Origin of the sequence: Pseudomonas sp. W2I6 (assembly GCF_030815935.1) — a bacterium.
In the GTDB taxonomy this organism is placed as follows: Bacteria; Pseudomonadota; Gammaproteobacteria; order Pseudomonadales; family Pseudomonadaceae; genus Aquipseudomonas.
Genome location: NZ_JAUSXJ010000001.1, coordinates 2,441,801 through 2,463,462, shown reverse-complemented (window position 1 = coordinate 2,463,462; position 21,662 = coordinate 2,441,801). Strand labels below are relative to the sequence as shown.

The window sequence follows — 21,662 nt, the reverse complement described above, 5'->3', positions numbered from 1 at the left end:
GGACACCTTTAGTGTTCTTGGGGAGTCGGCGCAGGATCGTTCAGCGGCGCGGCGCTGTTATCGACCTTCACCGGCGAGCCATTCTTGAGCTTCATCTGGCCGCTGGTGATCAGCAGGTCGCCTTCCTTCACGCCCGACAGGATCGCCACCTGATCGCCCCGGGTCGGTCCGGTCTTGATAAAGGTCTGTTGCGCGGTGAGGACTTCCTCACCCTTGTCGTTCTTGCTCGATGTGGCAATGAATACCGTGGTGCCGTAAGGGTTGTAGGTCACCGATGTCTGCGGGACGGTGAGGTAGCGCTGCGTCGCACCGGAGTTGACCACGGCGCGGGCAAACATCCCGGGCACCAGGTTCTGTTTGGGGTTGTCGACGGTGGCTTCCACGGTGACATTGCGCGTGGTGGCGTCGAACTGGGTGTCGATCGTGCTGATCTTGCCGGTGAAGGTTTGATTCGACAGGCCGTCGGCCGTTACCGAAACCCCTTGGCCGATGGCAATGGCCTCCATTTGAGTCTGGGGCACCGTGAAGTCGATGTAGATCGGATCGAAGGTTTGCAGCGTGGCGATCTTGTCGCCGGGGTTGAGGTATTGGCCAGGGTTGACGCTGGTGATGCCGATGCGCCCGGCAAACGGCGCGCGGATGGTTTTTTTCGCCACCAGCGCGCGCTGTTGTTCGGCGGCGGCGAGCTTGGCTTTGAGGTCGGCGGTGTCAGTGTCCACTTGTGCCTGGGAGATGGCGTTAACCGCCAGTTGCGCCTTGTCACGCTTGAGGACGATCACCGCCAGGTCAGCCGTGGCCTCAAGGGAATGCAGTTGCGCGATGTCCGAGTCGGCATTCAGTTGGACGAGCAGCGCCTGGGCCGCCACTTCTTGCCCGGGCGTGAAGCCGATGGTGCGCACGATGCCGCCCACTTCAGTGGTCACATCCACCCCCCTGACCGCTTTCATTGAGCCCACGGCGCTGACATTCGGTTGCCAGTCGCTGAACGGCACCTTCATGGCCGTGACCACGGAGGCGGGCAGGGGCATTTTCGACTGGGCGATCAGCGCCGAAATCTGCACGAACTTCACCCCGGCAATGATCGCCACAATCACCAGCACCACCACGATCATGATGATCATCGGCCGCCACAGTCGGCGCTTGCGCGGTGCGCCGGGCTCGGTGGGCAGGGGAGAGGCGGTTATGACGTCAGCCATGGATGTTCTCGCTGTTTCAAGAGTTCAGTTCAGTTGAACCGTGCCGAATCGGCAGGCGCTGCCTCGTTCCTGGCCGGCATGATCTCGTTCCACGAAGGCAGGCCGAACCGATCAGGCCGGCCCTTGGTGGCAGGGTCCACATCGGTACGGTTCCACCATCCGCCACCCAATGCCTGGAAGAGCGCGGTGGTGTCGCTGTAGCGGGAGGCCTGCGCCCTGACCCGGGCCAGCACGGTGTTCTGGTAGGTTTGCTGGGCCGTGAGCAGGTTGATGTACGCCACGGCACCGAGTTTGAACTGCGCCTGCACCAGGTCCAGGTTGGCTTGGGCAGAGCGCTCGGCCACTACCTGCTGGTTGAGCGCATCGGCATCCGCCTCCAGCGCCCGCAGTGCGTTGGCCACGTCCTGGAACGCGCCGATCACCGTGCCACGGTAGCGGGCTGCCGACTCGTCATAGGCGGCCACGGCAGCGCGTTTGCGATGTTCGAGTGCGCCGGCATCAAAGATCGGTTGGGTGATCGACCCGGCTAGGCTCCAGACCCCACTGCCCGCCGAAAACAATTTGGTCCCGCTGGCCACCGTGGAGCCCACCGACCCGGTAATGCTGAACTGGGGCAACTGATTGGCGACGGCCACGCCGATATTGGCACTGGCCTGATGCAGTTGCGCCTGCGCAGAGCGCACATCGGGCCGCTGGCCAACGATGGCCGAAGGCAGGCTGAGCGGCAGTTCTTCGGGCAGGTGCAGGGAGGCGAGGTTGAAGCGCTCGTCCCGGTCCTGGTTGGGAAACCGGCCGAGGTAGGCCATCAACTGGTTGCGGGTCTGGGCGAACTGCTTTTGCAGGGGCGGCAAGGTGGCACGGGTTTGCGCCAGCGCGGTCTGCTGTGTGAGCACGTCGGTGTCACCGATCGCACCCAGCCGGCGCTGCGCCTGCAGGACGTCGAGCTGATCACTCTGTAGCCGAATGATGGTTTCGGTGGCGGCGATCTGGTCGCGTATAGAGGCGAGGCTGACTGCGGTGTTCACCACATTGGAGGTCAAGGTGAGGTAGGTCGCCTCCAACTGGAAGCGTTCGTACTCGGCCTGGGCCGAGGTGGATTCAATTTGCCGGCGCGTGCCGCCGAACACATCCGGGGCGTAGGACACGCTCAGCGACGCCGAACTCACCGTGAGAATCGGCGACTCCGGCAGGCCCGAGGTGACGCCCGATACTTTCTCGCGGGCTTTCTGCACGTTGGCGCTCACCGAGGGAAACAGCGACGCCTGGTCGGCATAGACCAGCTCGTTGGCCTGGCGCAATGCCGCCTGCGCGGCGGTGACATCCGGGTTGGCGCGCAAGGCTTCCTCCACCAGCGCGTTCAGTTCCGGTGAGCGGAACAGCGTCCACCATTGCCCGGGAATATCCATCCCGGCGATCAACCGCTGCGCCGCACCGCCGGTGTCGATATCGGCCTTGGTGGTGGAGGTGAGTTTTTCTCGTGAATAATCGGCGTTCGCCGGCACCTCAGGGCGCGCGAAATCGGGCCCGACGGTGCAGCCGGCGAGGGCGATGCACAGCAGGCTCAACGGAGCCAGAAGGTGGGGTGGTCGAAAAAGGGCGCGGCTGTGCGCCACTGGTTGCCGTGCCGATGCAAGCTGCCGAGGCTGCTCTTTCATATTTACTCTGATTAATCAGTTGGTTAACTGCTTTATTTGTTGAGCAATGAGTGCGCGGGCATCGGGCCATACGGCTGAAAAAATGGCGCGAGAGTCGCCGAATTCAAATCAGTGTAGGTGGTGCAGGCGGGTACGCAATGTCCGTGCGCGCCGACCACCCACAAAAATGCATTTAACGCATTAATATCGAATTAGGTTATGCGTTATAAGTATTTTACATGCGGCCGTCAGCCCCTCATCGTAGCCCTCCCTACGAACACTGCCGAGACCGCACGCGCGGATCGACTTTCAATGCTTGAGAAGGCATCTGGAGACGAACGTGCGTTACCTGACAAAACTGGCGGCCGGGTTGGCCGCCACGCTGCTGTGCCTGACCGCGAACGCGCAAACGCTGGTGGTCGGAGACCAAAGCTACAACGCCCAGGCCGTGATGGAAGCGGCGGGGGTGCTGGATGATCTGCCCTACACCCTTGAATGGAAGCAATTCACCGCCGGGTCTCCGGTGGCGGAAGCCCTCAATACCAACAGCCTCGACATCGGCCTGCTCGGCGATGCGCCCGTGCTGTTCCTCGGTGCACTCGGCGCGCCAATCAAGGTGATTGCCATCAGCCGGCAAAACCTCGAGGGCGTGGCCATCCTGGTGAAAAAGGATTCCTCGATCCACAGCCTTGCGGACCTCAAAGGCAAGCGCGCCGCCATCTGGAAAGGCTCCTGGAGCCAGCAACTGCTGCTGACCGCACTGGATAAGGCCGGCGTGCCGAAGGACGCCCTGGAGTTGCGCTACCTCAGTGCACTGGATGCTTCCCACGCACTGGAAGGCGGTTCGGTCGACGTCATCGCCACCTGGGAACCCTACGTCACCCAACAGGAACGCCAGGGCGCACGGGTATTGGCGACCGCAGACGGGCTGATCCCGGCTCAGAGTTTCGTCGCCGCCAGCACCAGGGCCGTCGATAACAAGCGTGCGCAAATCAGCGATTTTCTCCAACGTCTGAAGAAAGCCCGTGACTGGACGCGCCAAAACCCGGCCAACGCCGACGCGTATGCAGATGCCTGGGCCAAGCGCACCCGCGCAGATGCCGACATTGCCCGCGCCTGGTTTGCCCGGGCACGCACGACGGTCGAACCGGTGACAGCCCAGTCGCCTGTAGAAGCACAAAAGACCGTGGACTTTTTCGCAAGCCAGGGACTGGTCAAGTCTTACCCGGCAGCCAAGCTGTTCGACGACTCCTTCGCGGCGTCCTTGCAACCAGCCGTCGCCAGAACCCAGCCCTGAACGTTTCCAGGAATACGTTGGACATGACTAAAAGACAGCTCAAACTCGGCGCCCTGACCATGGGCTGCGGCGGGCCCGGCCGCCACAATCTGTGGCTCGACCCGCAATTGCCGGCCGATGCCAGCGTCAACGTCGACTGGTACATCGACATTGCACGCCAGGCCGAGGCGGCATTGTTCGACTTGATGTTCATCGTCGACAGCCAATTCATCACACCGGGTTCGCCATCCCACTACCTGAACCGGCTGGAGCCGCTGACGCTGTTATCGGCACTTGCCGTAAGCACCCGGCACCTGGGCCTGGTCGGTACGCTGACGACCTCTTACAACTCGCCCTATAACGTCGCGCGGCGCCTGGCCTCACTCGACCTGATCAGCAAAGGCCGCGCCGGCTGGAACGTGGTCACCAGCGGCGACGCCGGTACCGCCGGCAACTACAGCCGCGACGAACATTATGACTACGACACCCGCTATGGCCGGGCGGCCGAACACGTCCAGGTCGTGCAGGGCCTGTGGAACTCCTATGAGGAAGATGCCTTCGTGCGTGACCGCGCCACCGGCCGGTTTCTTGACCCCGCCAAACTCCACAGCCTGAATCACAAGGGCGAGCACTTTTCCGTGGTCGGGCCGCTGAATATCCAGCGCTCACCCCAGGGCCAACCGGTGATCTTCCAGGCTGGCGATTCGGAACAAGGCCGCGACCTCGGTGCGGCCACGGCCGATGTGATCTTTACCCATGCGGCCAGCATCGAGCAGGGCCAGGCTTTTTATCGGGATATCAAGGGCAGGGCGCTGCAACATGGCCGTGACCCGGAGCAATTGCTGGTGATGCCCGGCGCCGAGATTTATGTAGGCGATACCGATGAACAGGCGCGTGAAATCGAGCGGCACTACCATCAGGCCGACCACAGTTTCGAGCTGGCGCTGAAGGAGTTCGGACGCAATTTCGGCTGGCATGATTTCAGCCAGTACGACCTTGATGCGCCGTTCCCGCAGGAGAGCCTGGAGGCGGCACGCAGCAGCTTTTTTACCGCGGCCAAACGCATTGCCGATCAGGCACGGGAGAAAGGTTTTACATTGCGCCAGGCGGTGGAGTTTGGGCGGCAACTGCGCCCGGGAGCGTTTGTCGGATCGGCGGATACCGTCGCTCGGAAAATGGCTGACTGGCTTGAAGCCCGCGCGGTGGATGGTTTCAATATCTACATCGGCCATCCGGAGCAGTTCAAGCGCTTCACGCACGAGGTCATCCCGTTGTTGCAGGAGCGCGGCGTGTATCGCACGGCTTATGAAGGTACGACCTTGCGGGAAAGCCTGGGATTGAAGATTCCACGGTTTGCGCGCAACGGCGGCGGTTGACTCAAAACAACTGTCCAGATGAATAAATTGGTGGGCCGGGGATTTTTTTAGACATACTGAGGGTTCAAGCCACTCATTTGTCCCGAGACTTTCCTGATGCCATCCCATCCTGCGCAAGGGCCTTTCAATCAGGACGACCGGTATCGACTGCTCGTCGACGCAGTGGTCGACTATGCCATCTATATGCTTGATACGAACGGCTTGATTCGCAGTTGGAACTCCGGGGCGAGAAAGATCAAGCAGTACGAACAGAGTGAAGTGCTGGGCAGGCATTTTTCGCTGTTCTACACCCCGGAAGACCTGGCCTCGGACTTGCCGGGCCGGGCACTCAAGAGCGCCGAGCAGTCAGGGCGCTTCGAGGGCGAAGGTTGGCGCATCCGCAAGGATGGGACTCGTCTCTGGGCACTGGTGATCATCGACCCGATACGCGCCGACGACGGCACGTTGATTGGCTTCGCCAAGGTCACACGGGACCTGACCGAGCGTAAGGCTGCGGAACAGGCGCTGCGCCAGAGCGAGCAGCAATTCAGCCTGCTGGTGCAAGGCGTCACCGACTACGCGCTGTATATGCTGGACCCCAACGGCGTGATCACCACCTGGAACGCCGGCGCCCAGCGCATCAAGGGTTATCAGCCGGCAGAAGTCATCGGCAGGCATTACTCCATGTTCTTCCAGCGTGAGGACGTAGACCACAATGTCCCGCAGCGCGCCCTTGAAACGGTGGTCAGGGAAGGTCGTTACGAAGGGCAGGGCTGGCGCCTGCGCAAGGACGGCACGGGATTCCTCGCCCATGTGGTTATCGACCCGATCAAGAATGAACTGGGTGAGCTGGTGGGGTTTGCGAAGATCACCCGGGACGTTACCGAAAGCGTGCAGGCTCAACAGGAGATCAAGGAAACCCGAGAGGCGTTATTCCAATCCCAGAAAATGGAGTCCCTGGGCCAGCTCACCGGCGGCATCGCCCATGATTTCAACAACCTCCTGATGGTGATTCTGGGGAGTCTTGAACTCGCCAAGAAGCGTGTCCCGCAGGACTCGAGAACCTGCGCCTTACTGAATAATGCAATCGCGGGCGCCCAGCGGGGCGCAACGCTGACTCAGCGCATGCTGGCCTTTGCCCGTCGCCAGGAGCTTGACCCTCAGCCTGTGGATGTGGGCGATCTGATCCGCAACATGTCAGACCTGCTGTCCCGCATGTTGGGCGCAGGCATCAACGTCGACACACAGTTCCCATTGATCCTGCGGCCGGTATTGGTCGACATGAGCCAACTGGAAATGGCTGTGATGAACCTGGTGATCAACGCTCGGGACGCAATGGAAGGTCGGGGCAGGATCCTGATTTCAGCGCGGGAGGATGCGTTTCCCGACGGGGCGAATGACTCGCAAAGACTGATTTGCATCTCTGTCATCGACACCGGCCCCGGGATGAGTGACGCGACCTTGCAACGGGCCATGGAGCCGTTCTTCACCACCAAGGGAGCGGGAAAAGGCACCGGGCTTGGGCTTTCGATGGTGCATGGCCTGGCGGCACAGTCACAGGGCCACTTTGTGCTGAAGAGCCGGGTAGGAGAGGGCACAACCGCAGAGCTCTGGTTACCGGTGGCGGTGACCGACACCACACAGTCTGCGGCGCTGGCATCAACTGCAGATACACCCGATGCAGCCCATCAGCAAAGCCTCGAGATTCTGCTGGTAGATGACGACCCGCTGGTGCTGATCAGCACCGGGGCGATGCTTGAAGACCTGGGCCATCATGTTGTGTCGGCAGGAGACGGGCATGCCGCGTTGGCGTTCCTGGCGCAAGGCGCGTGCTTTGACCTGGTCGTGACAGACATGGCAATGCCGGACATGACCGGGATCGAGCTTGCCGGCAACATCGAGTCGTTGTATCCCAACCTTCCCATCATTCTTTCCTCAGGCTTTGCGGAAATCTCCCTGGACCTCAAGACCACATTGACGCGCTTACCCAAGCCATTCGATCAATCTGCACTGGCCAGGGTGATCGCCGAAACCATGCGCAGCCGGACCGACAAGCCGTGTTGAGTCAGGCGGCTGGCCGTCCGTTGTTTGTTTCCATGGATGGCCCCAAGGGTACTGGCAAAACCACATTGCTGGAGGCCGTAACAAAAGCGCTTAGGGCTGACAACAGAATGGTGATCCGGCTTTGTGAGAGAAAAAGCGATCCCTTCAGAAGTGAAACAATGACCCTCGTTAACAGACTCGCCAGGCATCCCGGCCTGGATCTGGAGTGGGAGGTTTGTGAACGCTTCGCTGATAGCCGCGCGTGGATTTCCCGGCACGTGCTGGCTAGACAGCCTCCAGGCAGCATCGTCCTGATCGACCGCTGGTACCCGTCTGATGCCGCGTTTCGCCGGGAAGTCCCGCTGGCAGAAATCCTGCAGTTGAACATTGATCGAAACGTGCAAGTGCCGGACCTGCATATCGGGGTCGTCACTGACCCTGATATCTCATGGGCACGGGCCGCGGCACGCCGGCGTGGGCTGAGCAGTACCGTGATCCACACGCTGGCAGAACATGTCGCCTGTACCCGGGCGTTCGAGCGAGCGGTTGCGGATCACGGCTGGGTGTTATGCCGGAATGAAGGAACCATTGAGGGCGCGACACGGCAGGTGGTTGCCGAAATTTATAACGTCCTTGAGTCCTTCCAGTGTGATTGACCCGAGCCCTGTTCAGGCACTTGCCCCGTTGAACATGCTGACCAGGCTATAGGGTGCATCGTCACCAAACAGCAACTCATGCAGTTCATTCCCTTCGGCAGCCATTTGCGCGCTGCGCGGGAACATGGCCTGTTCGTATTCGCCCAGGGCGGCTTCGACGTCATCAGGGTATGAGGCGATGGCCTTGCCGAGTTCGGCACCATCGTACATGGCCAGGTTGGCACCTTCGCCATTCGGGGGCCGCAAGGTGTGCGGCATCACCGATCAGCGTTACGCCCGGCACCCGCTCCCAGCGGTGCTCAACCGGCAGCATAAAGAGCGGGCGCCATACCAGTTCGGTGTCGCTGTCGGTGATCAATGCCGTGAGGGCAGGGGACCAGCCTGCGAATTCCTGCGCGATCCGTGCCGCCGCCGTTGGCGTGTCGGTGAAATCGATGGCGGCAAACCAGCTTTGGGATTCGGTGAGCACTACGTAGGTGTGCAGCGTGGCGCCCGTCTCACGGTGCGCCTGGATCCCTTTTCCCGGTTGAAGTGCGAACATCGCACCGCCACCTACCGCCCTGGAGGTGGCCGGGTGCCGGGCGTCGCTGTCATACAGGTAGGTTTCGATCAACGAGCGGCCCATGTACTCGGGGGCAGCGTCGCTGAGCAGCGGCCGGACCTTTGACCAGGCTCCGTCCGCGCCAACCAGCAGGTGGGTGGCAACGCAAGTGCCGTCGGCGAAGGTCACTTCGTGGCGACCCTCGCCGAGGGCGCGCACGCTCTTGACCTTGTGGCCCCAACGCACAGTACCGGCGGGCAGTGAATCGAGGAGCATCTTGCGCAGTTCGCCACGCATGACCTCGGGACGGCCGCCTGTGCCGTCGTCGGGTTGATCCAACAGAGTGGCACCCTGCCAATCAAGCACCCGAGTCGCCTCGCGACCTTTCAGGATAAGCGCGCGGAACTCGTCCGTCAGGCCCGCTGCCTGCAAGGCCAGTTGGCCGTTGTAGTCGTGGATATCGAGCATCCCGCCTTGGGCACGTGCGGTTGCCGACGGCTCTGCTTCATAGACGGTGGCGGCAATACCGTGGACGTACAGCACGCGAGCCAGGATGAGACCGCCCAGGCCAGCACCGATGATTGTGACGGGGGTGTGCATAGGGTACCTGTTGAATGTGAGAAATCTTCCGGACTGTTTTTACGCTATTTTGTGGAAAAAATGGCCTGGTTCAAGGGGTTTACTTTCCGCAGGCGATTGAATATAAAGTTTGCTTCGGCGCACAACCGTTGTTGCGCCCCATGATGTTGACAGGAGGAAGCTATGTCACCGTTAAACGTGATGAAGTTCTAAACGATCAAACCGTCACCCCCTCGCTTGAAAACCTCGAAACACGCTGGTCTCAGCGTTGGCAGCTCGAAGGCACGTATGCCTTTGACCACAGCGCCCAACGCGACGCTGTATTCTCCATCGACACGCCGCCACCGACAGCCTCAGGTTCGTTGCACGTTGGCCATGTCTTCAGCTACACCCACACCGATATCATCGCCCGGTTCCAGCGGATGCGCGGCAAGGCTGTGTTCTACCCCATGGGTTGGGACGACAATGGCTTGCCGACGGAACGCAGGGTCGAAAATTTCTACGGCGTACGTTGCGACGCGTTGGCCGCTTACCAGCCTGGCTTCAAACCCTCCGAGTCAATTCCATTAAAACGGGCTGACTTTGCCGTCATCAGTCGGCGCAACTTTATCGAGTTGTGCCATGAGCTGACGGCCATCGATGAGCAAGCGTTCCGTGCACTGTTCGTGCAACTGGGCTTGTCCGTTGATTGGAGTCTTTCATACGCCACCATTGATGAACGCTCCCAACGAGCCAGTCAGCGCGCGTTACTGCGTAACTACCAGCGTGGCGAACTTTATAGCCAGGAGGCTCCGTGTCTCTGGGATGTGACGTTCCAGACGGCCGTAGCCCAGGCAGAGCTTGAGGAGCGCGAGGTTGCGGGTGCGTATCACGAACTCGGCTTCGACGCGTCTGATGGTGCCGAACTGAAGATTGCTACGACTCGACCTGAGTTGCTGATGGCATGCGTGGCGCTGGTGGCTCACCCGGACGACGCTCGTTATCAGGCGAGGTTCGGGCAGACCGTGCGTGCGCCGATTTTTGACCTGGACGTTCCGCTGCTGGCCCACCCTTTGGGTGACCCCGGCAAGGGTACCGGGTTGGCGATGGTCTGCACCTTTGGCGATCTAACCGATGTGATTTGGTGGCGGGAGTTGCAGCTGCCCACACGGTCAGTCCTGGGAAAGGACGGGCGCCTGTTACTTGAGACGCCCTCCTGGTTGACGACTCCGCGCAGCCAACAGGCCTACGCAGGCCTGGCCGGCCGTACCCTGTCCCAGGTTCGTACGCAGCTCGTTTCGATGTTGCGTGACTGCGGCGCCATGCGAGATGAACCACGACCGATTAACCACGCGGTAAAGTTCTTCGAGAAAGGCGACCGGCCTTTGGAAATTCTCGCGACGCGGCAATGGTACTTGCGCAATGGCGGACGCGACGCGAACCTGAGGGACGTGTTGCTCGACGCTGGCCAGGCGTTGGACTGGCATCCGCCGCACATGCTCAGGCGTTACGAGCATTGGGTAGGGGGGTTGAATGGAGACTGGCTAATCAGTCGCCAACGTACGTTCGGCGTGCCGATTCCGTTCTGGTATCGCCTGGACGCACAAGGCGAAGCCGAGCATGGCGCTCCGATTATCGCCAGTGAGGCAAGCCTGCCTGTTGATCCGGGCCTGGATACACCGCCTGGGTATCGACCCGAGCAGCGTGGTCAACCCAACGGGTTTATCGGTGAACAAGACATCATGGACACCTGGGCCACCAGTTCCCTGACGCCTCAGATTGCCGGCGGCTGGGGAGAGGACGATGGGTTGTTTGCCAAAATATACCCGATGGACCTCAGGCCCCAAGGTCACGACATAATCCGAACCTGGCTGTTCTCGACACTGGTACGCAGCCATTTTGAACACGGTTGCGCGCCATGGCGCAACGTCGCGCTTTCCGGGTGGATCCTTGATCCTGATCGCAAGAAAATGTCCAAGTCCAAGGGGAATGTGGTCACCCCTCAAGCCTTGCTCGACCAGTATGGAAGTGACGGCGTGCGCTATTGGGCTGCCTCGGCGCGGCTCGGCAGTGACACAGCCTTTGAAGAGCAGCAGATGAAAATCGGCCGCCGCCTGGCCGTCAAGCTGTTCAATCTTTCGAGGTTGGTTCAAGGCTTTGCGAAGGATGACACCGGGGATATCGACCAACCGCTGGATCAAGCCATGCTTGAACGTTTGGGTGGCGTAGTCCAGGACGCTACCGTCGCGCTGGAGGCCTATGACTACAGCGGGGCGTTGTCGCGTATCGAAGGATTCTTCTGGTGGTTTTGCGATGACTACGTCGAATTGGTCAAGCGTCGTGCCTATCGACCCGACGGCTACTCGGCGCGTAATGCATTGGCACATGCGCTGAGCGTGCAGCAGCGACTGTTTGCGCCATTTCTGCCCTTTGTGTGTGAGGAGGTCTGGCAATCCTGGAAGTGCGGCTCAGTGCACAAGGCGCCCTGGCCGCAAGGGGGCGCTTGCCCTGACGCGGCTGTTGAACAGTTATTGATGAGCCTGAGCAGCGTGCTGTCTGCGATTCGCAAAGCAAAGTCTGACGCCAGCCAATCCATGAAGGCTCCGGTAGCACGTGTTGAGCTGGTCGACAGCGCCGCGCAGCTTGAACTGATAAAAGGCGTCAGCCAAGACCTGATAGAGGCGGGGCAGGTCGAGGCCTTGGTGTTTATAGAGGGCGCGGAGCGGCAGGTCGATGTCTGGCTGACGTAACGTGGAGTGGTGCCGACCGCCTCAGTGACACCCACTGGGGCGGGCCGGACCATGCAAGCCTGTTATGCCACCCCACCTTTCAGAATTGTGCGCCGGCCATAAGCACATACTTGACGTGTACGTACTCCTCGATCCCGTAGTAACTGCCTTCGCGACCGTAACCGGACTGCTTGATACCGCCAAAGGGAATCGACACGGTACCCACGGATCCCGAGTTCAGAATCACCATGCCCGCCTCCAACTGGCGGGAAAGGCGCAATGAGCGCCCCAATGCGCTGGTGTAGGCATAGGCGACCAGGCCGAACTCAGTCTGGTTGGCGCGAGCAATCACTTCCTCCTCATCCTTGAATGAATAAATGGCGAAGACCGGGCCGAAGATCTCGCTGGTGGCCAGCGGCGAATCATCCTGCAAGCCGGTCAGCACAGTCGGCTCATAAAACAGACCGCCCTTGGCGTGAGGCTTGCCGCCCATCAGGACTTTTGCTCCGGCGGCCTTGGCTTGCTCCACCAGCGATACAACTTTGTCAAAACCCGTCTGATTGACCAACGGCCCCACCACAAAGTCTTCACGCATGCCCTGGTCAACATCGATCCTGGCTACGCTTTCCTTCAGGCGCTTCACGAAGTCTTCAAAAATAGTGTTCTGCACGAAGATGCGGTTAGGCGAGATACACACCTGCCCGGAATTGCGCAGCTTTGCACCCACCAGGCCTTTGATGGCTTCCTCGATATTTGCGTCCTGGAACACGATGAAGGGTGCATTGCCACCCAGCTCCAGGGTCATTTTTTTTACCGTCGCCGCACATTGTGAAGCCAGGAGTTTGCCTACACCGGTCGAACCGGTGAACGAGATTTTGCGAATGCGCGGATCGCCAGTCAGGATCAGGCCGATCTCCTTGGGATCACCGACGATGACCTCGAATACACCTTCAGGAATTCCCGCCTTGCGGGCATGTTCCAGCAACTTGAAGGCAGTAAGCGGCGTGTCTTCTGCGGGCTTGATCACCATGGTGCAACCTGCGGCCAGCGCGGTCGCCACTTTGCGGGTAATCATCATGAAGGGGAAGTTCCAGGGGGTGATCGCGGCGACCGGCCCGATAGCTTCCTTGGTGACAACCACATTGGCATTTTTATCGTGGGTAGGAATAGTGTCCCCGTAGACGCGCTTGGCTTCTTCGGCGTACCACTCGATGAACCCCAACCCGTAGTCGATTTCGCCTCGGGCTTCAGAAAGGCACTTGCCGTTCTCCCGACACATCAGTTCGGCGAAGGCTTCCTTATCATCCTTAACGCTGTCGTGCCAGCGCCGCAGAATATCGCTGCGCTCCCTGGCCAGTTTCGATGACCATTCCGGGAACGCTGCACAGGTACGATCTACAGCAGCCTTTACTTGTGCTGCGTTGCTTTTGGCCACGCGGCCGACTTCGCTGCCATCGGCCGGGTTGTAGACGACTAACATGGGCTTATCTCCAATAGTTGAGTATTCATCAGCGCAGAAGCTGAGCGCCCAAGGTAAGGCGCGGCAGACATGGCGCGAATACCGGTTCATCTCCTTTGCTTGCCTAATCCAATAACTGCCGGGCGATGTCACGAGGGGTGTGCCTGGACGAAGCAAGCACAGAGAGGAATGAGCAAGACCCTGATGCTTTCAGGCGTTTTCATCGGGCGATGCCTTGCCTAACGTGGCAGGCTCAACCAGGAGCGCGCCATGAAATCAACCCAACAAGCGCTGAACGCATTTGACGCCATCGTATTGTCTGTCTGCTGCGGACTGTCGGTTGCCACCGCGTACTACAACCAGGCAATGCTGCCCTTGATCGGTGCCAGCTTTACGGTGTCGCCTGCGCACACCGGCCAGGTCGCGACCGCCACACAACTTGGCTACGCGCTGGGCCTGTTGCTGTTTGTACCGCTGGGCGACCGCGTGCAACGCCGCAACCTGATCATGGCTTTGCTGGCAGGCAACATCGTCAGTTTGCTTTGGTGTGCCAGCACCGGAAGTTACAGCACGCTGTTAGTGAGCAGCGTTGCGATCGGGGTATCGGCCATCAGTGCACAAATCATTATCCCGGGCACGATGACGTGGGTGGATGCGCAGCATCGGGGCAGGGTGCTTGGCCTTATGGTCAGCGGATTGTCGGCTGGCGGGTTGCTTGCACGTACGGTCAGTGGTGCGTTGGGGCACTGGTTGGGTTGGCGAGGAATGTTCACTGCAGCGGCAGGCATGGATGTGTTGGTGCTGCTGGCGATTGCCTCGCGTATGCCGCGCAGCGAGGTTGTCATTAGCTTGCCCTACGGCGCGCTCCTGGGTTCGTTGGGAGGGCTGCTCCGGCGCTATCCGTCACTGTGGCGTTCTGCGCTGTGCGGTGGCTTGTTGTTTGGCGCACTCAATGTGTTCTGGGGTTCGATGGCAGGCTTGCTGGCGCGGCCACCGTATGGATTCAGCACCCTGCAGTCAGGATTGATAGGGCTGTCGGCCGTGGTTGGCATTGTCAGTGCTTCGACCCTGGGGCGCTGGACGCGACAGCATAGCTTGCGCCTGTCCTGCCTTGGGGCCACGCTGGTGCTGGCGGCGTTCTTGGCATTGGTGTTTGCCGCAGACGCCAAATTGATACCGCTGGTGGTACTCGCTGCCACCTGTATCGACCTGGGCAATCGTGCCAACCAGTTGGCCCATCAAACCCAGGTACTGGCCTTGCAACCGGATGCCGTCAGCCGCCTGAATACGGTATTTATGATGATTTACTTTATTGGCGGTGCCTTGGGTTCATCGTTGGGCGCTGCTGCCGCGGGGCGCTATGGCTGGCCAGGGATGGCGGCGGCCGGGGCCTTGCTGTCCATTGCGGCAGGTGTCGGCAGCGCCGCTTTTTCCAGAACTCGCCAGGGCAGCAAAGCCATTCCTCGCCAAGCAAATAGGAATAGGCAAGCCTCATAGATGATCCGGCATAGGTCGCCAGCGGTGGCTTGGCTACCATTAGCACTCAGTAACCGAGAGGAATTTCCATGAGCACTCGCAAAACCCTGTTCATCACCGGCATCAGCAGCGGCTTTGGCAAGGCCCTCGCGACCGAGGCACTGGCTGCAGGCCACCGTGTCATTGGTACCGTTCGAAACGAAGCCGCGCTGCAAACGTTCGAGGCATTATCAGCGGAGCGTGCTCATGGCGTGATCCTGGATGTCACCGACTTTGAGCGGATCGACAGCGTCGTTGCCGAGATCGAGACCCGCTACGGCCCGGTGGATGTCCTGGTGAACAACGCAGGTTACGGCCATGAGGGCATTTTCGAAGAGTCGCCGCTGGAAGAAATGCGTCGTCAGTTCGACGTCAACGTGTTCGGCGCCGTTGCCGTGACCAAGGCGTTCGTGCCGTACTTCCGCCAGCGCCGCAGCGGGCACATCATCAACATCACGTCCATGGGCGGCACCATCACGATGCCGGGTATCGCCTACTACTGCGCCAGCAAGTTCGCGCTGGAAGGCATCTCCGACACCCTGAGCAAAGAACTCAAGCCATTCAACATTTTTGTCACCGCCGTGGCGCCAGGCTCATTTCGCACCGATTGGGCCGGCCGCTCGATGCAGCGTACGCCCCGCAGCATCGCCGACTACGATGCCAGCTTTGATCCGGTACGCCAGGCGCGCGAAGCGAAAAGCGGCCACCAACTGGGGGACCCGCAAAAAGCTGCGCAAGCCATGCTGCAGTTGATCGCCAGCGACAACCCACCGGCCCACCTGCTGCTCGGCAGCGATGCCATAGGCTTTGTGCGCGAAAAGCTGACGCAATCCCTGCGAGACATCGACCAATGGGAAGCACTGACACGCTCTACGGATGGTCACGCTTCGTGAAACCGCAAGAGGGGCCTATGAATCATTTTGCAGCGCGAACCCGGCGCATGGTCCAACTGATGGAGCAGTTGGCCCCCGTGGAGGGCTACAACCTGAGCGCACTGGAAGACATACGCTTCCTGCGCTCCAATCGCCCGCTGACCCGCACGCCAGTGCTCTACGAGCCTGGCATCGTCATCCTGTGCCAGGGGCGCAAGCTCGGCTATCTGGGCGACGAGGTCTACCTTTACGACGCCCAGCACTACCTGGTGGTGTCTGTGCCAGTGCCTTTCACCATGGAAACTGACGCCAGCGAAGAGGAACCGATGCTGGCGGTATACATGCGCCTGGATTTCAAACTCGCTGGCGAACTGATCCTGGAAATTGACGAAAAATCCGGTCCGACTCACGAACGTCCCAAAGGCATGTATTCCTCGCCGATGGACGAGATGTTGCGCGAGTCCACACTGCGCTTTCTCGAAGCGATGAGCCATCCGGTCGATGGCCCGATCCTCGGCCCCTCGCTGGTGCGCGAGATTTACTACCGGATCATCGCAGGTGAACAAGGAGGGTCCATGCGGGCGGCCCTTGGCAAGCAAGGCCATTTCGCAAAGGTGACCCGCGCCATTCGCAAGATACACAGCTGTTACCAGGAGCGGCTGGACGTCGAGTGCCTGGCCCAGGAGGCAAGTATGAGCGTACCCAGCTTTCATCTGCACTTTCGAACAGTCACCGACTCCTCACCCATGCAGTACCTGAAATCGACGCGTCTGCACCAGGCAAGGTTGTTGATGCTCCGCGACGACATGTCGGCCTCATCTGCGGCTTTTAACGTGGGCTATGAAAGCGCATCGCAGTTCAGCCGAGAGTTCAAGCGCTACTTCGGCCGCACACCCCATGCTGAAGTCGAATGGATGAAAGCAACCTATTCGCTGCCAGCGCCGGTGCAGCCTTCTGTCTATGTGTCTTCGCACTGACCTGACAGCCAGGGCGCTGCCCCGTATCTGATTTTTCTGCATATGCCAATTTGACAGGCTGCTGTTATTTTTTATTCTTTCCTAACCTATGCTCCCCTCATGCAAAGTCCGCCTCCAGCGATGGCTTTCCATTGCTCATCAACCGCCAGGCTGAATGGCCTTTATTCGCATGGAGCATGCAATGGGTGTGAATCAGAACCCACATTTCGGTCTGATTGGGCAGATGTTCAAAAGTGACTACAGTTGGCTTTGCACGCGGGTAAGCCGGGCGATGGGTTGCGCCCATGGGGCTCAGGACATTGCATCGGAGACCTTCCTGCGGGTACTGGCATTGCCCGACCCTTCGCAAATCCGCGAGCCGCGGGCGTTGCTGACCACCATCGCGCGGCGCCTGATGTATGAGGGCTGGCGTCGCCAGGACCTGGAACGTGCCTACCTGGAAGCATTGGCCCAGGCGCCGATGATGGTGCACCCGTCGCCCGAGGAGCGTTTGCTGTTGATCGAGACGCTGCTGGAAGTCGACCGCTTGCTCGACGGTTTGTCGGCCAAGGCCAAGGCGGCGTTTTTGTATCACCAGCTGGACGGTTTGACCTATGCGCAGATCGCCGAGCGCCTGCAGGTCTCGGTCAGCCGGGTTCAGCAGTACATGGCCGATGCGTTCAAGCGCTGCTACCTGGCGATGACACAGCCATGAGCCACAGCGCGCCGGATGAGGCGATCATCGACGAGGCAGCACAGTGGATGGCGTTGCTGCAATCCGGGCACGCCAGTGCTCAGGAGCACCAGGCGTTCCGTCGCTGGAGTGAGGGCGACCCACGGCGTGCCGAAATCTTCAACATGATGGGCGGCGTTCCGGCCGTGCTGAACAATGACGAACTGCGCCGCATGCCCCGCGACAGCCTGTTGCACACCCTCAACGCACCGTCGGGCCGCCGGCGCTTCTTGCGCAATACCCTGGCGCTGGTTGGCGTTGTGTCGTTTGGAAGTCTGATCACGCGGCTGTCCGACAGCTGGTTGCCGTTGGGCGCCTTGCGCACCGGTACGGGCGAGCGCCTGAACCTCACGCTGGAGGATGGCAGTGCATTGATCCTGGATGCGCGCAGCAAGGTGCTGACGCATTTCGATGCTCGGCAACGGCTGTTGCAGTTGCTCGACGGCAAGCTGCTGGTCGACGTTTTCAAGGACAGTCTCAGACCGTTTATCGTCGAGACCGAACACGGCCGCATGCGCGCGTTGGGTACGCGGTTTCTGGTACAGCAGGGCGAGGATCGAACCCAAATCACGATGCTGCATTCCCAAGTGGAAATCACCACGCGCGACGGCGCTGTGCAGGTGATCAGTGCCGGCCAGAAAGCCACGTTCAATGCCCACGGCATCCTCGACCTGGAAACCGCCAGCGGCGGCGAGGCCTCGTGGACCCAAGGCTTGCTGGAAGTGCGTGACCGCTCATTGGGTGAAGTGGTGCAAGCCCTGCGTGACTACCGGCGCGGCATCATCCGCGTCAGCCCAGAGGCGGCGAGCCTGAGGCTGAGCGGGATTTTCCCGCTGGACGACAGCCAGGGCGCCCTGCAATTGCTGGCCAAATCCTTGCCGGTGCAGATCGATTATCACAGCCCTTATTGGGTCAGTATCGAGCGTCGATAAAAATAATTTTCCCAGCCCTATAAAACCCCCGCCACTGTTGCACAACCCAATACAGGCCAGGGTGTATCTGCCTGGCAGTGTTGTTTCGGGCCGTTATAAACCCATGCTTTTTTAGCCTAACGGCTGCCTATAAAAAACCCCGATCTGTTGTTCAACCCATCAACGGCATATCAATGATGGGAACCTCAACCATGCAACTCAAACCTCTCAGTCGCGCATCTCTGGCGGCACTGTCTCTGACGATTGGCCTGACTTTGGCGGGACATGGCACGGCGGTGCTGGCACAGCCGCTGTCTGCGATATCGACCGCCCAGACTTTTGATTTTGATATCGCCAGCGGCCCCCTCGACCAAGCGCTGTTGACCCTGTCACGCAGCAGCGGGCAGATCATTTCCTTCCAGCAAGACCTTGTGCAAGGCCTGACCAGCGCGCCGGTGCGGGGCACCTTCACCACCGAGCAAGCGCTGCGACAGGCACTGCGCGGTGCAGCCCTCGACGCCGTGCCCAGTGGCGACGGCGGTTGGACCCTGCGCCGGGCGGCCAAGCCACCTGCAGCGGCGGTCAAGGCTGCGCCCACGGCGGCGAAAGTCCCGGGCGATGTAGCGTTGGAAAAGGTCGTGGTCACGGGGTCACGCATTGCCCGTGCCCAGGTTGAAGGGCCGTCGCCGGTCACGGTCATCACCGCTGACGAAGTCACCCGCAGGGGCTACAAAAACGTCTACGACGCCATCGCTTCGCAAACCCAGAACACCGGCATGACCCAGGGCGAAGACTACGGCAACACCTTCCAGCCGGCCGCCAGTGCCCTCAACCTGCGAGGGCTGGGGCCGAACCACACGCTGGTGCTGATCAACGGCAGGCGCGTGGCCGACTACCCCACGGCGTACGACGGCGCGGTCAACTTCACCAACCTTGCGAACATCCCGGCGGTGATGATCGAGCGTATCGAGATCCTCAGCAGCGGCGCCTCGGCGGTGTATGGCTCCGACGCGATTGCCGGGGTGGTGAACATCATCCTCAAAGACAAGATCAGCGGCGTGGACGTCAATCTGCGTGGTGGCGCCGCCGAGCGTGGCGGCGGCGACAACCAGCGCCTGCAGATCAGCGGCGGCGAGACCTGGGGCGATTTTGACGGGGTATTCGGCCTGGAGCTGACCCAGCGCCAACCGATCTGGGCCAACCAGCGCGGCTTTATGAGCGACGGCCCGGCCAAGGATGTGGGCTACCGCCGTAACCTCGACAGCGGCGCCTACCTCGGCCCCGGCTGCGGTGCCTACGGCGGTATCTACAACGGCAAGCTCGGTGGCAGCAGCACCCGCTGCACCACCAACCAGTACTACAACGACTACTGGACCTTGCAGGCGCAAAAGGAAAACTATGACGGCTACACGCGCGGCACCTGGCACTTCAGCGACACCGGCAAAGTGTTCGCCGACTTGATGTTTGGCTTTGATCACACGCAGAACAACACGCGCGGCCCAAGCTTCACCTCGCCGGACTTTATCAACCGCAACACCGGTAACCTGGAGCGCTGGTCACGCAACTTTTCCAGCGAGGAAATCGGTGGCAAGACCAGCAACAACAGCAAATGGCGCGAAGTGTCCTGGACCGGCACCCTGGGCCTGGAAGACAAGTTCACCAACAGTGATTGGGGTTATCAGATTGCGGCGAACCGCTCCGAGTACACCAGCGACCGCACCACCCGCTACACGCCTTTGAGCGGCATCCGCGATTACTACCTCGGGCCGCAACTGGGCACGCAGGACGGGCACCCGGTCTTCGCGCCAGACCCTTCGCGGCTGGACCAGCCGCTGACTCCGGAGCAGTGGGATCAGTTTCGCGGCAACCTGGTGCAGAAGAGTAAATCGGTTTCCCAAACCTTCAGCGCCAACATCAACGGCGACCTGTTCGAGCTGCCCGCCGGGCCGGTGGGCTTTGCCGGTGTGACCGAAGTGGGGCGGCAATCCTACAGCGTCGATGTCGACGACCAACTCAATGACGGCACGTTTTACAACACCACGCCGGCCTCCAATTCAGGCGGTTCGCGTGACCGCTACGCCGCGGGTGGCGAGCTGAGCATTCCCGTCACCGACACCTTGCTCGCCTCGGCGGCCGGGCGCTGGGACCAATACAAATTCAGTGGCCGCACCGAGCAACAAAAAACCTACAACCTGGGGCTGGAATGGCGCCCGGTGACCAGCCTGCTGTTTCGTGGTAGCTACGGCACCAGCTTTCGCGCACCCGACCTCAACTACCTCTACCAGGCCGCGACCAATGGCTACACGCCTGACCAGATCGACTATTACGGTTGCAGCAAGGGCGTAGAAGGGGCGTGTGACCGAGGCCGCGTGGATTACACCCAGACCGGTAATTCGGACCTCGCCTCCGAGCGTGGCAAGTCCTGGACGTATGGCTTTGTCTGGTCGCCTTCGCATCAGTTTGATTTCTCCGCCGATTTCTGGCGCGTCGAAATCAAGGACCTGTTGACCACCGTCGACATCAACCGCTTGCTGCAACAGGAAAACCAGTGCCGCAACGGCCAGCTTGATGCGACCACTTGCGCCGACGTCCTGGCACGCATCCAGCGCAATGCCAGCACGGCGGCAGTGGACCCGAACGTGCTGCAACGGGTGCAGGTCAATGCGATCAACGCCGCCAGCGAGCGGGTCAGCGGCCTGGACCTCAAGAGTAATATTCGCTGGGGCGCAGGCCCGTACGGCGCGTTCAGTTCGGCGATTGGCTACAGCCTGGTGCTGTCCCACTACCTCAAGGAATCGGACGATGCGCAAACCCAGAACCTGCGCTCCAGCACCGATAACCACGACTGGCGCAGCAAGGTCAACGCGAGCCTGACCTGGGACTACCAGCACCTCACCACCACGCTGACCGGCATTCGCTACGGCAGCGTGACCAATGGCGCCGGCGATGGGCGCCTGTCGCCCTGGACCACCTTCAACGCCAGCGCCCGTTACCAGGTGAACGAGCAGGCGAGTGTCGGCCTGACCGTCAACAACCTGCTCAATCAGGTCAAGCACGATGACTCCGCCGGCTGGCCGTATTACCCCAGCGGCAACTACGACCCCTATGGCCGCCAGGTCTGGCTGGACGTGAGTTACCACTTCGGTAAGTAGCGCATAAGCACATGCGCTAACGGTCTAACCGGTGCTCTATAAAAACCCTGGCGTCGACGCACAACCCTGCATAAGT

Annotated in this window: 16 protein-coding genes; 11 read left to right on the top strand and 5 right to left on the bottom strand. The window is 60.6% G+C overall.

The genetic code is table 11. The features are described 5' to 3' along the window. Positions 1-8 precede the first annotated feature (8 nt). Together QF039_RS11650 and QF039_RS11645 are read right to left on the bottom strand one after the other, a co-directional pair. Complete coding sequence (locus tag QF039_RS11650; protein ID WP_008433355.1) at positions 9-1,121, bottom strand: efflux RND transporter periplasmic adaptor subunit; 1,113 nt, start codon at positions 1,119-1,121, stop codon at positions 9-11. A gap of 104 nt (positions 1,122-1,225) precedes the next feature. Beyond that, on the bottom strand, positions 1,226-2,761 hold the full coding sequence (locus tag QF039_RS11645; RefSeq protein ID WP_307518208.1) for an efflux transporter outer membrane subunit: 1,536 nt from the start codon (positions 2,759-2,761) through the stop codon (positions 1,226-1,228). Positions 2,762-3,170: 409 nt separating this feature from the next. Here QF039_RS11645 and QF039_RS11640 point away from each other — a divergent pair, with 409 nt between their 5' ends. The 4 genes from QF039_RS11640 (at position 3,171) to QF039_RS11625 (ending at position 8,160) form a co-directional block, all read left to right on the top strand. Beyond that, positions 3,171-4,127, top strand: a complete 957-nt coding sequence (locus QF039_RS11640; protein ID WP_307518206.1) for an ABC transporter substrate-binding protein — start codon at positions 3,171-3,173, stop codon at positions 4,125-4,127. Between the two features lie 23 nt (positions 4,128-4,150). Beyond that, positions 4,151-5,482, top strand: a complete 1,332-nt coding sequence (locus QF039_RS11635; RefSeq protein WP_003217715.1) for an LLM class flavin-dependent oxidoreductase — start codon at positions 4,151-4,153, stop codon at positions 5,480-5,482. 96 nt (positions 5,483-5,578) lie between these two features. Beyond that, a complete protein-coding gene (locus QF039_RS11630) occupies positions 5,579-7,525 on the top strand; it encodes a PAS domain-containing sensor histidine kinase (RefSeq protein ID WP_307518203.1) in 1,947 nt (648 codons plus the stop codon). A gap of 32 nt (positions 7,526-7,557) precedes the next feature. Next, positions 7,558-8,160 carry a dTMP kinase gene (locus QF039_RS11625; RefSeq protein ID WP_307522955.1) on the top strand — a complete coding sequence of 201 codons (603 nt, stop codon included), beginning with the start codon at positions 7,558-7,560 and terminating at the stop codon, positions 8,158-8,160. A gap of 12 nt (positions 8,161-8,172) precedes the next feature. Here the strand turns inward: QF039_RS11625 and QF039_RS11620 are convergent, their stop codons facing one another. Continuing rightward, complete coding sequence (locus QF039_RS11620; protein ID WP_307518201.1) at positions 8,173-8,370, bottom strand: hypothetical protein; 198 nt, start codon at positions 8,368-8,370, stop codon at positions 8,173-8,175. Continuing rightward, positions 8,324-9,301, bottom strand: a complete 978-nt coding sequence (locus tag QF039_RS11615; RefSeq protein ID WP_307518200.1) for an NAD(P)/FAD-dependent oxidoreductase — start codon at positions 9,299-9,301, stop codon at positions 8,324-8,326. Before QF039_RS11615 ends, QF039_RS11620 begins: the two co-directional genes overlap by 47 nt. 140 nt (positions 9,302-9,441) lie before the next feature. On the opposite strand from QF039_RS11615, the gene valS reads away from it, so the two are divergent. Then, positions 9,442-12,009 carry a valine--tRNA ligase gene (gene valS, locus QF039_RS11610; RefSeq protein WP_307518198.1) on the top strand — a complete coding sequence of 856 codons (2,568 nt, stop codon included), beginning with the start codon at positions 9,442-9,444 and terminating at the stop codon, positions 12,007-12,009. 79 nt (positions 12,010-12,088) lie between these two features. Here the strand turns inward: valS and QF039_RS11605 are convergent, their stop codons facing one another. Beyond that, entirely contained in the window at positions 12,089-13,558 is a 1,470-nt protein-coding gene (locus QF039_RS11605; RefSeq protein WP_307518196.1) for an NAD-dependent succinate-semialdehyde dehydrogenase, read from the bottom strand. A gap of 159 nt (positions 13,559-13,717) precedes the next feature. On the opposite strand from QF039_RS11605, the gene QF039_RS11600 reads away from it, so the two are divergent. The 6 genes from QF039_RS11600 (at position 13,718) to QF039_RS11575 (ending at position 21,586) form a co-directional block, all read left to right on the top strand. After that, positions 13,718-14,944: an MFS transporter gene (locus QF039_RS11600; protein ID WP_177021095.1), complete on the top strand. Its 1,227-nt coding sequence runs from the start codon at positions 13,718-13,720 to the stop codon at positions 14,942-14,944. A gap of 68 nt (positions 14,945-15,012) precedes the next feature. Beyond that, on the top strand, positions 15,013-15,855 hold the full coding sequence (locus QF039_RS11595; RefSeq protein ID WP_003217687.1) for an oxidoreductase: 843 nt from the start codon (positions 15,013-15,015) through the stop codon (positions 15,853-15,855). A gap of 17 nt (positions 15,856-15,872) precedes the next feature. Further along, a complete protein-coding gene (locus tag QF039_RS11590; RefSeq protein ID WP_307518191.1) occupies positions 15,873-16,811 on the top strand; it encodes an AraC family transcriptional regulator in 939 nt (312 codons plus the stop codon). A gap of 181 nt (positions 16,812-16,992) precedes the next feature. Continuing rightward, positions 16,993-17,505 (top strand): sigma-70 family RNA polymerase sigma factor, encoded by a 513-nt coding sequence (locus tag QF039_RS11585; RefSeq protein WP_003217684.1) that lies wholly within the window; start codon positions 16,993-16,995, stop codon positions 17,503-17,505. Beyond that, positions 17,502-18,455, top strand: a complete 954-nt coding sequence (locus tag QF039_RS11580; RefSeq protein WP_307518182.1) for a FecR domain-containing protein — start codon at positions 17,502-17,504, stop codon at positions 18,453-18,455. Before QF039_RS11585 ends, QF039_RS11580 begins: the two co-directional genes overlap by 4 nt. Before the next feature lie 191 nt (positions 18,456-18,646). Further along, the gene (locus QF039_RS11575; protein ID WP_307518180.1) at positions 18,647-21,586 is read left to right on the top strand and encodes a TonB-dependent receptor; all 2,940 of its coding nucleotides are present in this window, start codon (positions 18,647-18,649) and stop codon (positions 21,584-21,586) included. The last annotated feature ends 76 nt before the right edge of the window (positions 21,587-21,662 follow it).

Excerpts from the sequence above, each read along its gene's own strand:
- QF039_RS11615 (WP_307518200.1), bottom strand. The coding sequence starts at position 9,301 with ATGCACACCCCCGTCACAATCATCGGTGCTGGCCTGGGCGGTCTCATC.
- QF039_RS11600 (WP_177021095.1), top strand. The coding sequence starts at position 13,718 with ATGAAATCAACCCAACAAGCGCTGAACGCATTTGACGCCATCGTATTG.
- QF039_RS11620 (WP_307518201.1), bottom strand. The coding sequence starts at position 8,370 with ATGTACGATGGTGCCGAACTCGGCAAGGCCATCGCCTCATACCCTGAT.
- QF039_RS11585 (WP_003217684.1), top strand. The coding sequence starts at position 16,993 with ATGGGTGTGAATCAGAACCCACATTTCGGTCTGATTGGGCAGATGTTC.
- QF039_RS11630 (WP_307518203.1), top strand. The coding sequence starts at position 5,579 with ATGCCATCCCATCCTGCGCAAGGGCCTTTCAATCAGGACGACCGGTAT.
- QF039_RS11625 (WP_307522955.1), top strand. The coding sequence starts at position 7,558 with ATGGATGGCCCCAAGGGTACTGGCAAAACCACATTGCTGGAGGCCGTA.
- QF039_RS11590 (WP_307518191.1), top strand. The coding sequence starts at position 15,873 with ATGAATCATTTTGCAGCGCGAACCCGGCGCATGGTCCAACTGATGGAG.
- QF039_RS11595 (WP_003217687.1), top strand. The coding sequence starts at position 15,013 with ATGAGCACTCGCAAAACCCTGTTCATCACCGGCATCAGCAGCGGCTTT.
- QF039_RS11650 (WP_008433355.1), bottom strand. The coding sequence starts at position 1,121 with ATGATCATCATGATCGTGGTGGTGCTGGTGATTGTGGCGATCATTGCC.
- valS (WP_307518198.1), top strand. The coding sequence starts at position 9,442 with ATGATGTTGACAGGAGGAAGCTATGTCACCGTTAAACGTGATGAAGTT.
- QF039_RS11575 (WP_307518180.1), top strand. The coding sequence starts at position 18,647 with ATGCAACTCAAACCTCTCAGTCGCGCATCTCTGGCGGCACTGTCTCTG.
- QF039_RS11635 (WP_003217715.1), top strand. The coding sequence starts at position 4,151 with ATGACTAAAAGACAGCTCAAACTCGGCGCCCTGACCATGGGCTGCGGC.
- QF039_RS11605 (WP_307518196.1), bottom strand. The coding sequence starts at position 13,558 with ATGAACCGGTATTCGCGCCATGTCTGCCGCGCCTTACCTTGGGCGCTC.
- QF039_RS11580 (WP_307518182.1), top strand. The coding sequence starts at position 17,502 with ATGAGCCACAGCGCGCCGGATGAGGCGATCATCGACGAGGCAGCACAG.